Origin of the sequence: Niallia sp. MER 6 (genome assembly GCF_023714395.1) — a bacterium.
Lineage (GTDB): Bacteria > Bacillota > Bacilli > Bacillales > Cytobacillaceae > Niallia.
In genome coordinates this window covers 17,821-33,431 of the sequence record NZ_JAMAUK010000015.1, presented here as the reverse complement: position 1 = coordinate 33,431, position 15,611 = coordinate 17,821, and the positions used below count along the sequence as shown (strand labels likewise).

Genomic DNA, 15,611 nt, shown 5'->3' with positions numbered 1-15,611 from the left:
CTATTCTTTCTAAGCAATGTCTGTATTCTTCGTTTCTCTTCCAAAAAAGAATACAGCTGCTGCTCCTACAAGGACTGCAATACAGAAAATCGTAAATATACCGGCGATTGAAATATTTTGTGCTACAAGATATGGAACTAGCAATGGGCCGAGTACTCCCCCAATTCGCCCAAAGGAAGCTGCCATTCCCGCTCCTGTTCCGCGGACATTTGTCTTATATTGCTCAGGTGTGTAGGCATATAATGCTCCCCATGCTCCAAGATTAAAGAAGGAAAGCAATATTCCAGAAGTCATCAGCAAGGCTGTGCTTTCTGCTGTTCCGAACATATAAGCACTGATTGCCGTACCGATTAGGAACACAACGAGTACAAACTTTCTGCCTACCTTTTCAATTAAGTATGCTGCAAGTGCATATCCTGGAAGCTGTGCTAATGTCATAATCAGAACATATTCGAAGCTTTTAATTAAGCTGAAGCCTTTAAGCACCATCACACTTGGCAGCCAAAGGAACATCCCATAATAGGAAAAGACAACACAAAACCACAGTACCCACAGCATTGCTGTGTTTTTAGCATTATCTTTTGACCAGACTGTTTTGATGCTTTCCCAAGCTGTCAGCCTTTTTGTTTGCTCTACCTTCAAGTATTTCGGTGAGTCAGGCAGCTTCAACCTTAAATATAAAGCATAAATTGCAGGCAGAACACTGATCAACAGTGCAATTCTCCAGCCATTATCAAAGTTCGGAATAATAAAATAGGAGATGACTGCTGCAATCAGCCAGCCAAATGCCCAAAAGCTTTCTAGCAGAACAACAACTCGCCCCCGTTTTTCATTAGGAACACTTTCTGAGACAAGTGTTGATGCCACAGGGAGCTCTCCTCCCAATCCCATACCAATTAAGAACCGCAGGATAAGGAACATCCAAAGCGAGGTTGTAAATGCAGATATTCCGCTGCCGATAGAGAACAGTAATAGCGTTATAATAAAGACATTTTTTCTGCCGACTCTATCTGCCATAATGCCGAACAAGAATGCACCTACTGCCATTCCGATGGAATTAATGCTTCCTATCCATCCCATCTCTTTAACGGACAAACCCCAGTCTACTTGCAGAGCAGCAATGATGAACGATAACATACCGACATCCATTGCGTCGAACAGCCAGCCAAGGCCTGCTATTCCCAGCAGCTTTTTATTTGATATTTCTTTTTTCATACAATCCTCCTACAACTTTTCTATAGTTTTTCCATCTATAAGCGATTTATGATAACCAAGTATTATATTAACACGTGTCTTGACAGTAATCATTACATTTTTATTGACTAACACAAAAATCAGTTTGTAAATATCAGAATATTTAAGAAAAATAGCTAAAAAACATAATGAAAACGCATTATTTCTTGAATAAGAACAAACCTATTACTCTATGCAAAACAGTGTAAAATTTTCCAGAAAAAATTGATGTTTTCCTCTTTACTTTCTAATAAATAAGCATAAAATGGTTCTTATATTTGCCAATAATCTTTAAATGTAAAGGGGATATAAAGTTTGAACGTTACATCTAATAAAATGCAGGAACAGTCACTTTTTAACATTTCTTGGCCTCTGTTTATCGAACTTGCATTGCATATGGGGATGGGGGTTATCGCCACACTTATGCTCAGCCATTATTCAGACAATGCAGCTTCAGGGGTCGGAGTGGCTAACCAGTTACTCGGGATATTCATCCTTGTTTTCAACGTCACTTCCATCGCAGCCATGATTTTAATCGGGCAAAGACTAGGAGCTAATCAATTAAGTCAGGCAAGACAATTCGCCAGATCAGCAGTCGGCCTCAACGTCTGGTTCGGAGTGATTGTTGCTATCCTCGTTTTAGTCTTCGGTGAGCCTTTGTTACGATTATTTGATATACAAGGAGAAGTTTTAAATTACGGGCTTATTTTTATCCGCATCTGTGGTGCTTCCCTCTTCTTAGAATCTCTTTCACTTGCACTAAGCGCAGTATTGCGCAGCCACGGTTTTACGAAAGAATCAATGATTGTCAGTATTATGATGAATGTCATCAGTGTTATAGGATATGCAATGAGCATATTTGGATTATTCGGTTTGCCAATTACAGGAGTAGTTGGGGTGTCATGGACGATTGTAATTGCACGTGCATTTGCCGTTGTGGTTTTGCTCTATATCGTTTACCGCAGAATCGCTTTGACATTTAAAGTACAGGATATTATTAAGGTCAATAAACAGGATGTTAGGGAAATGCTCTATATCGGCATTCCTTCCGCAGGTGAAAACTTGTCTTATCAGTTTTCCCAGTTAGTAATTACAGCAATTGTTGCTTCTTTAGGTGATGCTTCCTTGGCAGCAAGAGTGTATATAACCAATATTTCCATGCTTTGTTACTTGTTCACTGTCGCTATTGCAGAAGGAACACAGCTTCTTGTAGCAAGATATATTGGCGGAAAGCAATATGACCGTGCATTGAAACGGGGCATAAAAACATTAAGAATTGCTATGGTAGCATCCCTTACAGCTGCTGTTGCTATGGCAATGATTGGTTCGCCAATATTAGAGCTGTTTACAGATGATTATCAGATCATAGCTATCGGTCTGCCAATCTTATGGGCTGTCGTATTTACCGAGCCGGGAAGAGCTATGAATATTGTACTTATGAGCTCCTTAAAGTCTGCCGGAGACGTTCGTTTCCCTGTCATCATCGGCATGGTCTCTATGTGGGGAATTGCCGTTACGCTAAGCTATACTCTTGGTATAACCTTCGGCTTAGGATTACTCGGCGTTTGGCTTGCCCAAGGTATGGATGAGTGGTTCAGAGGAATCTTCGCCTGCAAACGCTGGCTGTCAAGGCCATGGGAGCGAGTTCGAGTTAAAAACACTGCCAAAGTCCATATTTAACATAAAAAACACCGCTTCTTACACTAAGAAGCGGTGTTTTTCTTTGAGCTCTCTTCTAGGCAGCCTTTTCCCTGTTTAAGAATTTCAGCCTCCTCGTTAAAGCTGGCATATAAAGAATTAAAAGGATGGAGCGGAACAGACTGAAAACAATGAAGGAAAGCCATAATCCGTGATTACCCCAGAAGAGCGTTGACGGGAAGAGGATGAGTAAAAATACTGCAACAGAGCCAAGCATACTATTTCTAACCAGCCCAGCTTCTGAGGCACCTGCAAAAATTCCATAAAAGACTAAGCCTATGCTTGAGGCAAGGGGGAAAAGCACAAGCCATACATCATACTGCTTTGCAATGGCAACAACCTCTTCTACTACTGTAAATAACGGGATGACCGCATCCTTGCTCAGCAAAAATGTCAGACTGATTGCAGCCGAAAAGGCAAATGACCAGAAATACGATTTCTTGACGGTTGCCTTATACAGCTGGCTGTTCTTTTGCCCTACTGCTTTTCCTGTCAAAATGCTGGCAGCATTGGCAAGCCCATCATAAAAATAAGCCATTATGTAATGTATTTGAATGAGGATAGCATTAGCAGCTAAAATTTCTTCACCATACACAGCACCTTTGGCAGTAAATATATTAAAGACTGCCAGCAGACAAACCGTTCTGATAAACAAATCACGGTTAACTAGCATCATTTTTTGCAATGGCTCCCGGTCATAAAGATGACCAAGCAGTTCCTTCCTGTTCAGGCTGTTCTTCATTTTGCCGCTGCTAATTAAAAGTATGATACCTAATAGGAACGCAAATACTTCTGCACATAATGCGGCAATGGCAACACCTGCCACTCCAAAATTAAAAAACAGGACAAGTACAACTGCCAAAACGATATTAAGAATGTTCATCAGTAATTGAATGAGCACCGTTGCTTTAATTTGCTCCATTCCTAATAACCAGCCTAAAACAGCGTAGTTCATTAATGCAAAAGGCGCTGCCCAAATTCTAATATGGAAGTATAATGAGCTTACTTCCTTTACATTTCCTTGAATTCCTAAAAATGCAACAGACAGCTTAAAAATCGGCTCTTGAAGTAAGATAATTGCTATACCGACAATAAGAGCAATGCAGACAGGCCGAAAAAAGGCCATTGAGCTTTGCACATCATCCCCTGCTCCTAACGCTTGGGAGGCAAATCCTGATGTGCTGACCCTAAGGAAACCAAACAGCCAATAAATGGTGTTAAAAATAACGGTGCCCACAGCGACTCCGCCAATATATGCTGGATCTGGCAGCTGTCCGACAACAGCCGTATCAACAGCACCAAGCAATGGAACAGTTATCGTCGCAAAGATTAACGGCAATGCCAGTGATAAAAAATATCGATGTGTCACAACACTGCTCCTTCCTAGCCCTTTTTTTCAATATTATATCACTCTAGTTTTTCCCTATTGAAATATTTTTTCAAGTTATGCCAGAATAATCAAAAAACTGATAAACTATTATTAGTCCAACTAATTAGGAGAGATGAACATGTTTAAAGTAGGAATTATCGGTTTAGGAGCAATTGGGCAGCGGCTTATCAAAAGCTTTACAGAGCATCCAGAGATGGAAATTACCGCTGTTTGTGATCCATTAGAGGAGCTGCTAAACAGCACTGTTGCTGCAATTGGAAAGGCAAAAGGCTTTACTGATTATAAAGAAATGCTTAAAAACGCAGATATAGACTTAGTTTATGTCGCAGTTCCGCCTAAATTCCACCATCAAATCGTTACAGATTGTGTGCTTGAGCAAAAGCATATACTTTGCGAAAAACCTTTAGCTAATTCTGTAGAGGAAGCGGAGAGCTTATATAAACAAGCGGCTGATGCGGGCATTATCCATGCAATGAACTTTCCCCTTAATTACAGCTCTGGCAATGCAACATTTGCTTCTTATATTAAAGAAGGCTATATCGGCAAATTGCGCCGCCTAGAGCTAAAAATGCATTTCCCCCAATGGCCGCGAGCATGGCAGCAAAATAATTGGGTTGGAAGCAGAGAACAAGGCGGATTTGTGCTGGAGGTTGGCGTCCATTGGATTCAGCAAATCCAAAAGATTTTCGGACCCGTTCAATTGGTCCATCGCAGCGTTTCCTTTCCGGAAGACGAAAATCTTTCAGAAAACAGCATTCTCGCTGTCCTCGAGCTGGAAGACGGAACACCTGTCTTTATTAACGGAATGAGCCAAACAGCAGGAAAAGAAGTGGTGAAATTTACTGCATATGGCACAGAAGGAACACTCGCGCTGGAGGATTGGTCTGAGCTCTATGGAGCTAAGCAGGGATGCGACTTTGAAAAGCTTGTTGAAAGCACATCAGTTTCATCACTAATGAACGAATTGGTTAATGCTCTTCATCATAAGGAGGCAGATCTGCCAGACTTTTATGATGGGTATCAAGCTCAAGTTGTACTTGAAAGTTTGCGAAACTAAAACAGCAAAAAGCAGCTGAAGCTCAGCTGCTTTTTATTGTTTATGCTCTGAATTTTTTCAAAGATACTTTGCCCATATTTGCTTTTGCAAAGATGATAGTCAATACGAATGGAACGACGATTGCAACAACCATTGCGATTGCAAATGCTACCATATGCTGCGGCTGGATGGACAGAATGCCTGGAAGTCCGCCGACACCAATGGAATTCGCCATAACATGGGAACCAACTGAAATCACACCTGCAATCATAGAGCCAATCATAGCTGCTAAGAATGGGAAGCCGTATTTCAAGTTAATACCGAACATTGCCGGTTCTGTAACTCCTAAATAACAAGAGATAGTTGCTGGAATAGAGACTTGCTTTTCTCTTTCATCCTTGCGGTTAATATAGATCATTGCCAATACAGCAGAACCTTGAGCGATGTTTGATAAAGCAATCATTGGCCACAGGTTTGTGCCGTTAAATTCACTCATAAGCTGCAAGTCAATTGCATTGGTCATATGATGCAAGCCTGTAATAACAAGCGGCGCATATGCAAAGCCAAATACTGCAGCAAACAGCCAGCCTAATGAAGATGTTAAACCTGAGTAAACAACATCTGAAATAAATGAACCGATTTGCCAGCCGATAGGGCCCAACACAGTATGCGCAATAAGAACTGTCGGAACTAATGCTAAAAATGGCACAACAATCATGCTGATTGCATTAGGTATGACTTTGCGCAAACGCAGCTCCAAGAAGGAGAACAGCAGTCCTGCAAATATTGCCGGTAGCACTTGTGCTTGATAACCAATCTTGTCAACATGAGCAAAGCCAAAATCCCAGAATGGAATTTCTTGTGTGCTTGCCACAGCGTAAGCATTAAGCAGCTGTGGTGAAACAAGTGTAATACCTAGTACAATTCCCAATATTTGCGTCGCACCCATTTTCCGAGTAACTGCCCATGTTATACCAACTGGGAGGAAGTGAAATATCGCTTCGCCAATTAACCAAAGAAAATCGTTTGTTCCTGCCCAAAATTGGGATACTTCCACCAATGTTTTTGTACCACCATCAACCATTTTGATTTCACCGATGATGTTTCGGAATCCTAAAATTAACCCCCCAACAACGATTGCTGGAATTAACGGTGTAAAGATATCTGCCAAGTGTGCAATCATTCGTTGCAGGAAATTCATATTTTGCTTCGCTGCTTGCTTTGCATCATCCTTTGACGTATCACTTACACCTGCAATGCTAATAAAGTCATTATAAAAAGACGATACTTCATTTCCGATAATAACCTGGAATTGTCCTGCTTGAGTAAAAGTACCTTTAACTAAGCCGATTTCCTCTACCTTTTTAACATCTGCCTTTGATGGTTCTTTTAATACAAATCTCATTCTTGTCGCGCAATGAGTAACAACAGAAATGTTATCGCTTCCACCGACATGTTCAAGGAGCTGTTTCGCTGGTTCTGTATACTTGCTCATAGTTCTTCCTCCTTTTTTCCGTAAACAAAAGTTGTTTCTATCTATACTAATATGATTGCGATTACATAAACATGTATATACAAGTAAACTGTTTACGCTTTCAATTATATGTTGTATATACATGTTGTGTCAATTCTTTTTTCATTAGATTTTATTTCCATTTTTATAGTGATAAACGGCAGAATATTCCTTAATATACCCATGTATCGGAACACTAAAATTTGATCTGGATTTTCTTCAATAAATAAAAGGATAAGGAGCAAAAAGCCCTTACCCTTCTGTTTAAAAAATTAAAATGAAAACTGTACTGCCTACAAGCAAGCTGGCATAGTAATAATCCTTTTTTGTAACGATTGTCTTTTTGTAATAGCTTCTGTCTCTGTCACCTGTAAAACCTCTTACCTCCATTGCAAGGGCCATTCGTTCTGACTTTCGAACAGCATTTGTAAGGAGTGGAACTGCATATCTTTTAAATGTTTGCCAGCTGCCATTATGCCTGCAGCCTCTTATTCGGTGCGCTTCCTTTAAGTGGGCAAGCTCCTTTTGGAACAATGGTATGCAACGAAAGCCTGCCATAAATCCGTATGCCCATTTTGGCGGAACTTTAAGCTGATGTACAAGACTCATCATAAATGGATGGATACATGTGGTAGAGGTGAAAAGCAACCCTATAGTCACGAATGCTAGCATTCTCGTTGCAATGGTAAGGCCATTGCTTGCACTTTCCGCTGTTATTCTAAACCATGCCCATTGCCATATTTCAGTTTCTCCTTTTCCAAACGCTGCAAGCATCCAAAAGGTTAGTACAAAAAAAACAAAGTAAGGAGGCATCACTTTCAGTAAATACTTGATTGTCCAGCCCCCACCTATCATGCCTAGAAATAAAAATGCCGTCCATATTAATAATGTTTTACCTGGTTCGCTTATCATCATCAGCAAAAACATAACAGCAAGATGGGCTATCAGCTTTACACTTGGATTAATATGAGACAGATAAGACTGATTGCCCTCCATTAGGTAACTCCTCCTTTACTGCTTCTATGTAGGCATAGTGCAAAGGCGGGATGATTGCCGTTTCGTTTAGCTGCTGAGGATTGGAAAATAACAGGAAAGGATGGCCGTCAAATGCAAGAGCACCCTCCTTAAAAAACAGGACTCTGTCAGAATATTGGTCAACAAGATTCATATCATGGGTTGCCATTACAATCGTTGTTCCTTGCTCCTGCCGGTTCTTCAGCATTTTTAACAGCTTCTCTGTCGTTCTTTTATCTTGTCCAAAGGTAGGTTCGTCAAGGAAAAGAATATCCTGATTTAGCAACAGCATTGTTGCAACACTCAACCTTCTTTTTTGACCAAAGCTTAAGTTGAATGGATTAACGTCCTTATGCTGTAAAAGACCAAACTCCTCCAGAAGCGCCAAAGTTTTTGTTTCAATCATCTCTTTATGCCACTTCTGCTGTTCTCCTGAAAAGGCAGTTTCCTCATAAACAGTTTGAGTGATGAACTGCCACTCTGGATTTTGGAAGACAAAGCCAATATGCTGATAAAGCTGACTCTCCTTCCAATTTTTTAACTCCAGTTCTTTAAAGAGGATATTGCCCTTGTTTCTTCTTTTCAATTTAGCCAGCACCTTCAACAGGCTGCTTTTTCCGCTTCCGTTCTTTCCAATAATCGAGATCCACTCGCCTTTTCCAAACCGGAAGTTTAGATTATGAAGAATTTCCTTGCTCTCATAGGAAACAGATAGATTTTGCACCTCCAAAAGGGTGCTCCGCTCTACTTGGACTTTGTTTGCTTTTCTTTGCCGATATCTTTCCTTTAATTGTTTGCTTAATGGATGGTGACTGTCATTAATGATCTCATCCCAATCATATGGATACAATTCTGGGCTCCAGATCCCAGCTTCCTCTATTACACTTTCAAATTCACATAAAGCGCTGTTAGGATCGGCATCACCCATTACCTTCCCCTCTTTATTTAACAAAATAATACGGTCTGCCCATTCGATACAGCCATCCAACACATGCTCTACCATAATCAACGTCTGTTTTTTTCGTTCTGAGATTTGCTTTAAGACGGCGAATATTTCTCTTCTGCTAACAGGGTCGAGCTGGGCGGTAGGCTCATCTAAAAATAACACTTCTGGTTCCATTGCTAGAACACAAGCTAAGGCAAGGCGCTGCTTCATCCCACCTGACAATGCATCAATCCTTGTATCAAGCTCAACCTCAAGTCCGACTATCTTCAGCAGCTCCTTGATCTTAGCTGTCATCTCTTCCTTGGGGACCCTTTTATTCTCGAGACTAAAGGCTATTTCATCATCCACATGCTGCATACAGAACTGCGTATCAGGATCTTGAAACAGAATCCCGACACGGTTCTTTCTAGTCACTTCCCCCTTCATTTTTGCTTCTTGGTGTTCTGGAATGATGCCTGCGAGGACAGCAAGCAATGTTGACTTCCCGCAACCACTTGGCCCAACAATTAAGACTGTTTCACCAGGGTAGAACTGTAAGGTAATATTTTTAAGAACAGGCTGATTTTGACCATAAAACTGAACAGATAGATTTTTACATCCTAATAATGAACTCATCATTATCTTCCTTTGAAGCTTTTTGTTTATTTATTGAAAACTGGTCAAGCGCACCTGTTGCAAATAAGGAATCGACGATAACTTTAGCAAGCAGTCCACCAAGCAGCATGCCGCTAATAACTTGAATGATTAATGTAAGCAGCAATGTACCTGATGTATAATAGCCAAATCCATTGGCGATGATGCTGTACAGCATACTCCCTACTGCTGCAAATGCACCGGAGAGCATCAATACGGAAACATGGTATTTTCGGTAGCGGAACAGTGCAAAAGCGGCCTCTGCACCAAGCCCTTGAAAGACACCAATCAGCAATGCTGATAATCCAAAGTGGCTGCCAGTAAGAAGCTCAACGGCGGCAGCTGCAACCTCTGAGATGAAAGCTGCTCCAGGTTTCTGAATGATATATGCGACAATCGGGCTTGCTATCACCCATATTCCAAACATAAAGTTAGAACCAACTGGGCCAACTAGTGCAGAAATCGGCAAGTAAAGACTAGACCAGCCTAAATATAACACCCCGCACGCAACGGACAGGACAACCATCAGCACTACCTCTTTAATCTTCCAGTTCACTATGCTTTTACCTCCATTTTCACAGGCCAGTCCTCAAGCGTATAAGCCATCTCCCAAAACTTATATTCCATATGGCAGCTTATTAAGAAGTACTCTAGCAACTTTTGCTTATAGTGTTCATTCAGGCTTTCTGCTAATTCATCAAGACGTTCGCAAAAGGTGCTTGTAATTCCCATTGAACCACCACCGTAGAAGACGATCCAATCATAGAAGGGATGGCTTCGGTCTGGCTTCACCTCTTCAAGCAGCCTCTTGCCTATCTCTGCATATGTCCACGGACATGGCAACAGTACCGCGAGAATATCTGCAATTCCTCCTGTTTGGGCAACCGTGAGCATATGGCGAATATAATGGTGCGCACTTGGAGAAAGGGGGAAACCTTGCAACTGTTCATACGTAACTCCAGCCACTTCACAAAAATTATTATGAGGGTGGATTTCACTATGGAGCACAAAGGAAATCTGCTCATTGAACATTTGCATATCCTCCCTATTTTCACATTTAGAAATAGCTGTTCCATAAATCTGCATGAAGGAATTCAAGTATTCAAAATCCTGCTTTACATAATGAATTAGCTGTTCCTTTTTCAAATCTCCATTGGCAATACCTCTGACAAAGGGATGTTCAAAAATAGCCTCGAAAATTGGATCTGCTTCTTGACGCAACTGCTTAGAAAAACTCATCACTATTCTCCTCCTTTTTGTTTAATAGGAAAATAAGAGTGAACTTGAATATAAAAAGGCCACTCCAAAAATGGAGCGGCCTATAAAAGTCAAATAAAAATAACCGAATAGATACCAACTCCACTTTCCTACGCTAGTACGAACTAGATCAGGTTCAAAGGGTCCAAGAACTTCTTGTCTCAGCCTCGATTGGCTCCCCTAGTGGATTTTCCTATTAATTTACCTATACTTTACATAAACAGCTAAATACTGTCAATAAAATATTCGAAAAAATCAGAACTCCCTTCTTTTCTCCTTTCATAAAAAAGCATATAAAAAAACAGCATTTGGATAAAACTATAGACATTGTTTTCATTTCGAAATCTCATGAAAATGTTACAAACAGGTGAACATCAAACAGCATAGTAAGCGTTTTACACTTCACTTTCACAAAATAGACAAAAATTATGTGATATATTTCACAAAGTATGTTTTATAATGACATTGTAAATTAAATCTTTTATTTAAGAGGAGCTGAAAAAACATGACACCTTGGAACCAAGTCTATGATCCAATGAATAACTTATGGATCTCAGCTATCATCGCTGCAATACCGATACTATTTTTCATCCTCATGTTGACTTTATTTAAGTTAAAGGGATATATCGCAGGAGCATTGAGTATTATCGCTGCAGGAATTGTGGCTGTTCTCATATATAAAATGCCTTTTGTTTTAGCACTTATGTCAGCATTATACGGTGCACTTGCAGGAATTTGGCCAGTTGCTTCCATCGTCTTTGCCGCCATCTTCCTTTACAAGATTACTGTCAAAACTGGTAAGTTTGCCATTATCGAAAATAGCATATCCTTTATTACATCAGATCAACGCTTGCAGGTTTTGATTGTAGCCTTCTCATTTGGAGCCTTCCTAGAAGGAGCAGCTGGTTTTGGCGCACCTGTCGCGATAACCGCTGCCATATTAGTAGGGCTGGGCTTCAGTCCAATTTATGCGGCAAGTCTTTGCTTGATTGCCAACATTGCAGGCGGTGCATATGGAGCAATGGGAATACCTGTAACCGTTCCATCACTCCTCACAGGACTGGATGGACTTTCAGTCGGCAGGTATACCGCCATCATTATTCCGATTCTCGCCCTATTCGTTGCATTTTTGCTCGTGTTTATCATCGACGGCTGGAAAGGTATTAGACAAACATACCCGGCAGTGCTCGTATCTGGTTTGTCCTTCGCCATTACTCAAGCTTTGGTGCTGTACTTTATCGGAGCAGAGTTAGCCAATATATTTGCAGCCATCGTCAGCCTTGTGACACTAGCTCTCTTTCTGCAAAAATGGCAGCCTAAGGAGATTTACCGTGTTAATCAGAAGGAAAAAGCTGATAGTACGGTGAAGTACTCATTATCTACTATTGCCTATGCTTGGCTGCCATTTATCTTTTTAACTATTATTGTTACTTTGTTCAACTTATCTTTTTTCAAGAACTTATTTATTTCAGGCGGGCCATTGGAAAAATTAGTGCTTCAGCTGCCAATTCCATTCCTGAATAACAATGTGATAAAACTGGCACCAATTGTGCCAGAAGCAACCCCATATGCAGCGATCTTTAAACTGGATTTGTTTTCATCTACAACAACAGCAATTGTGATTACAATCATTGTTGCGAGCATATTGTTTAAATGCCGAAAAAAACTGCTTATGGAAACAACGAAAGAAACAGCAAAAGAGCTGTTAGCACCTGTACTGACTATTTGCAGTGTGCTTGGATTTGCCTATATATGCACCTATTCTGGCATGTCTTCTACACTCGGTCTTGCCTTTGCATCAACAGGGGATATCTTCCCATTATTTGCACCATTATTAGGTTGGGTAGGTGTTTTCCTTACAGGGTCTGTTGTTAACAGTGGTTCCTTATTTGCACCACTGCAAGCTGTCACAGCCACTCAAATTGGCATTGCACCTGAAACAATGGTTGCAGTCAATGTCATTGGCGGCACAATGGCCAAAATGATATCTCCACAATCAATCGCTGTAGCAGCAGCGGCAGTAGGATTGGCAGGCAGAGACAGCGACTTGTTTAAAGTAACCATTAAATACAGCATTTGTCTGCTAGTGTTAGTTGGATTAGTCAGTTGGATACTATTTTAAAATATTAATCATCTAAAGGAGAGAGTTACTTATGAAAAAGCAAAATATCAATCGTGTCGTTTTAATTGGAACTGGTGCAGTCGGATGCAGCTATGCTTATTCTTTCATCAATCAAGGTGTTGCCGAAGAGCTAGTACTGATTGATGTGAATGAAAAAAGAGCCGAAGGAGAGGCAATGGACTTAAATCATGGAATTCCTTTTGCACCTACTCCAGTGAAGGTATGGAGCGGTCAATATGCAGATTGCGGAGAGGCAGATTTAGTTGTCATCACTGCAGGCTTGCCTCAAAAACCAGGTGAAACACGTCTTGATTTAGTAGCAAAAAATACAGCGATTTTCAAAACGATTGTCCGAAATGTAATGGACAGCGGCTTTAACGGCATTTTCCTTATTGCCACAAACCCTGTTGATATTCTGACATATGTAACATGGAAAGAATCTGGTTTGCCTAAAGAGAGGGTAATCGGTTCTGGAACAACTTTAGATACAGCTAGATTCCGCTATATGCTTGGTGAATACTTTAATGTTGATACTAGAAACGTCCATGCTGCTATCATTGGGGAACATGGTGATACAGAACTGCCAGTCTGGAGCCGCACAACAATAGGATTGGAAGAAATCGAGACACTTATCGCTAAAAACAGCAAGTACAGCCAAAAGGATCTTGATGATATCTTCGTCAATGTCCGAGATGCGGCATACCATATTATTGAGAGAAAAGGCGCAACCTATTATGGAATCGGAATGTCTCTTGTTCGCATCACAAAAGCTATATTAGGAAATGAAAATTCTATCCTGCCTGTATCTGTTTACTTAGATGGACAATACGGTCATAAAGATGTTTATATCGGTGTTCCTGCTGTAATTAATGTGAATGGAATTCGTGAGGTGCTTGAAATTCCGTTAAACACAGAGGAACAAAAACAATTCGACCATTCTGTAAAAGTTTTGAAAGAAACAATGTCTACGGTAATCTAACAAACAGAGTCCCTGATGCTAATTTGCATCAGGGTTCTAGTTTTGTTTAATAGTTTTCCAAATATTTGACCATGCTAGTGCTATAGATAGATTCAAGCATCCTTTTTTGTGAAAAGTTGGAAAAATTATTGTTTGTTTCCAGTTAATCTGCTAATGTCTAGAAGAAAGCATTACTATAAAATGAAGACTAACACGGAGGTACAGCCAGTGATAAAATTTATTTTCATAAAAGCATTGGTCATGTTCCTCCTTCTTATAACCATCCTTTTTATCTGCAGGAGAATTCTCGCAAATAATATGCTTAAGAAGCATAGAATTCAATCACAAAATGGGATTGATCAGGAACTGACAATTAATATTGGCGGAATAGAACAATACTTATATATAAGAGGACAGCATACTGGCAATCCAGTTATTCTTTTTCTTCATGGTGGACCAGGCATTTCGATGACTCCTGTGCTGCATACGTATCAATATGAATGGGAGCAGGATTATACCATTGTAAATTGGGATCAGCGAAATACAGGCAGGACGTATTTTCTGAACAAAAAGAATGCAGCTGATGTCCTTGCTACATTATCCGCCGACCGGCTTGTTGAGGATATTCATGAAATCACCCTCTATTTGGCAAAGCGCTTTAACCAGCAAAGCATCATAATAATGGGACACTCATGGGGTACGATTATCGGCAGCATGTTTGTCCAGCGCTACCCTGAACTGACAAAAGCTTATATCAGCATCTCTCAAATCGTTCATTTAAATGAAGGTGCTGCACTTATGGCAGCTGAAATACGAAAGAAAGCTCTTGTACAAGGGGAATCAAAGGATGCTGAGATTTTGGACCGTTTGCAAAAAGGATTGCATGACAGCCTTAAAGCAACCGAAGCTGCAGTTCTAAAAATGTATAAGGTTGCAAAGAAGTATATTTCTTACGTAGAGGATTCTTTTATTTTCATAAAGGCTGGAATAGTTTCGCCTTACTTTTCTCTTAGGCATTTAACCTATTTTCTCAAGATGGAAAAGCTTCAAGCTCCCTTATCGAAATATGCAATGAGATACGATTTGCGGAAGCTTCCTTCGAACTACCATGTACCTGTCATTTACATGGTTGGTGAATATGATCTTCATTTTAATTACTTATTGGAGAAATATTATCCTCTCATGGAGGCACCATACAAAAAACTCATCACCATTCCAAATGCAGGACATAATGTCATGATGGATAATCCCGACCACTTTAACAGCGCTTTTCAGCAATCTTTACAGGAACTAAAACAAAAAACTTCGCTGAGCCATTAACCCTTCGAATCCTAAAGGCGGTTTTGAAGGGTTTTTTAGATGCAGTAAAAGTGATTGTGACTGTTATTTCTGTCTGTCTTATTCATCAAAATAATCTCTTTCCCACTCCTCTAAAGGAATGTGCTGATATCTTTTCAATTCAAGCTTGTTCGCACTTATAAACTCTACACCCTCACTTTCCAAAAGCTGCTTTTGCATAGCACTTCCTTCCTCCTGTTTTATCACTATCTCACCTTTCGCGTTGACGACCCGGTGCCAAGGAAGATTGTGCTTTCTGCTAGAAGTGTGCAGAATTCTTACGACCTGTCTTGCACCTCTCGGGCTCCCTGCTGCTTTTGCTATTTGGCCATATGTCATGATCTTTCCATATGGAATAGCTTGAATGATTTCAATTACCTTCTCTGTAAATGGTGTCATAATTTTAGCCTTTACCTTTATTTTTTTACATTAACACTTCCATTCTAAGTAAAAACTCTGAAATCAGGAAATGC

General features: G+C 40.3%; 13 protein-coding genes and 1 riboswitch. Of the genes, 5 read left to right on the top strand and 8 right to left on the bottom strand.

Features of this window, described 5'->3' with window-relative positions; translation table 11 throughout:
* Window positions 1–9: 9 nt before the first annotated feature.
* Window positions 10–1,215 carry an MFS transporter gene (locus M3600_RS17300; protein WP_233316031.1) on the bottom strand — a complete coding sequence of 402 codons (1,206 nt, stop codon included), beginning with the start codon at window positions 1,213–1,215 and terminating at the stop codon, window positions 10–12.
* Window positions 1,216–1,548: 333 nt separating this feature from the next.
* Between M3600_RS17300 and M3600_RS17295 the strand changes: the two genes are divergently transcribed.
* Window positions 1,549–2,913 carry an MATE family efflux transporter gene (locus tag M3600_RS17295; RefSeq protein WP_251646867.1) on the top strand — a complete coding sequence of 455 codons (1,365 nt, stop codon included), beginning with the start codon at window positions 1,549–1,551 and terminating at the stop codon, window positions 2,911–2,913.
* Window positions 2,914–2,968: 55 nt separating this feature from the next.
* Here M3600_RS17295 and M3600_RS17290 read toward each other — a convergent pair whose 3' ends face one another.
* On the bottom strand, window positions 2,969–4,300 hold the full coding sequence (locus M3600_RS17290) for an MATE family efflux transporter (RefSeq protein ID WP_233316033.1): 1,332 nt from the start codon (window positions 4,298–4,300) through the stop codon (window positions 2,969–2,971).
* Between the two features lie 139 nt (window positions 4,301–4,439).
* On the opposite strand from M3600_RS17290, the gene M3600_RS17285 reads away from it, so the two are divergent.
* Window positions 4,440–5,378, top strand: coding sequence for a Gfo/Idh/MocA family protein (locus M3600_RS17285; RefSeq protein WP_251646865.1), 939 nt, complete (start codon window positions 4,440–4,442; stop codon window positions 5,376–5,378).
* Between the two features lie 40 nt (window positions 5,379–5,418).
* Here the strand turns inward: M3600_RS17285 and treP are convergent, their stop codons facing one another.
* From treP to tenA, 5 genes are all read right to left on the bottom strand, one after another.
* On the bottom strand, window positions 5,419–6,852 hold the full coding sequence (gene treP, locus M3600_RS17280) for a PTS system trehalose-specific EIIBC component (RefSeq protein ID WP_233316035.1): 1,434 nt from the start codon (window positions 6,850–6,852) through the stop codon (window positions 5,419–5,421).
* Window positions 6,853–7,134: 282 nt separating this feature from the next.
* The gene (locus M3600_RS17275) at window positions 7,135–7,866 is read right to left on the bottom strand and encodes an energy-coupling factor transporter transmembrane component T family protein (RefSeq protein ID WP_237942107.1); all 732 of its coding nucleotides are present in this window, start codon (window positions 7,864–7,866) and stop codon (window positions 7,135–7,137) included.
* The gene (locus M3600_RS17270; protein WP_251646896.1) at window positions 7,832–9,445 is read right to left on the bottom strand and encodes an ABC transporter ATP-binding protein; all 1,614 of its coding nucleotides are present in this window, start codon (window positions 9,443–9,445) and stop codon (window positions 7,832–7,834) included. The genes M3600_RS17275 and M3600_RS17270 overlap by 35 nt, the downstream gene beginning before the upstream one ends.
* A complete protein-coding gene (locus tag M3600_RS17265; protein WP_233316037.1) occupies window positions 9,423–10,019 on the bottom strand; it encodes an ECF transporter S component in 597 nt (198 codons plus the stop codon). Before M3600_RS17265 ends, M3600_RS17270 begins: the two co-directional genes overlap by 23 nt.
* Window positions 10,019–10,702, bottom strand: coding sequence for a thiaminase II (gene tenA / locus M3600_RS17260; protein WP_233316038.1), 684 nt, complete (start codon window positions 10,700–10,702; stop codon window positions 10,019–10,021). Before tenA ends, M3600_RS17265 begins: the two co-directional genes overlap by 1 nt.
* Before the next feature lie 108 nt (window positions 10,703–10,810).
* A riboswitch (TPP riboswitch) is annotated at window positions 10,811–10,912 on the bottom strand.
* A 313-nt stretch (window positions 10,913–11,225) separates the two neighbouring features.
* Between tenA and M3600_RS17255 the strand changes: the two genes are divergently transcribed.
* The 3 genes from M3600_RS17255 (at window position 11,226) to M3600_RS17245 (ending at window position 15,120) form a co-directional block, all read left to right on the top strand.
* Window positions 11,226–12,842, top strand: a complete 1,617-nt coding sequence (locus M3600_RS17255) for a lactate permease LctP family transporter (RefSeq protein WP_251646863.1) — start codon at window positions 11,226–11,228, stop codon at window positions 12,840–12,842.
* 31 nt (window positions 12,843–12,873) lie between these two features.
* Window positions 12,874–13,821, top strand: coding sequence for an L-lactate dehydrogenase (locus M3600_RS17250; RefSeq protein WP_237942110.1), 948 nt, complete (start codon window positions 12,874–12,876; stop codon window positions 13,819–13,821).
* 207 nt (window positions 13,822–14,028) lie between these two features.
* The gene (locus tag M3600_RS17245; RefSeq protein WP_233316041.1) at window positions 14,029–15,120 is read left to right on the top strand and encodes an alpha/beta fold hydrolase; all 1,092 of its coding nucleotides are present in this window, start codon (window positions 14,029–14,031) and stop codon (window positions 15,118–15,120) included.
* A 78-nt stretch (window positions 15,121–15,198) separates the two neighbouring features.
* Here the strand turns inward: M3600_RS17245 and M3600_RS17240 are convergent, their stop codons facing one another.
* Window positions 15,199–15,537, bottom strand: a complete 339-nt coding sequence (locus M3600_RS17240) for an MGMT family protein (RefSeq protein WP_233316042.1) — start codon at window positions 15,535–15,537, stop codon at window positions 15,199–15,201.
* Window positions 15,538–15,611 lie beyond the last annotated feature (74 nt).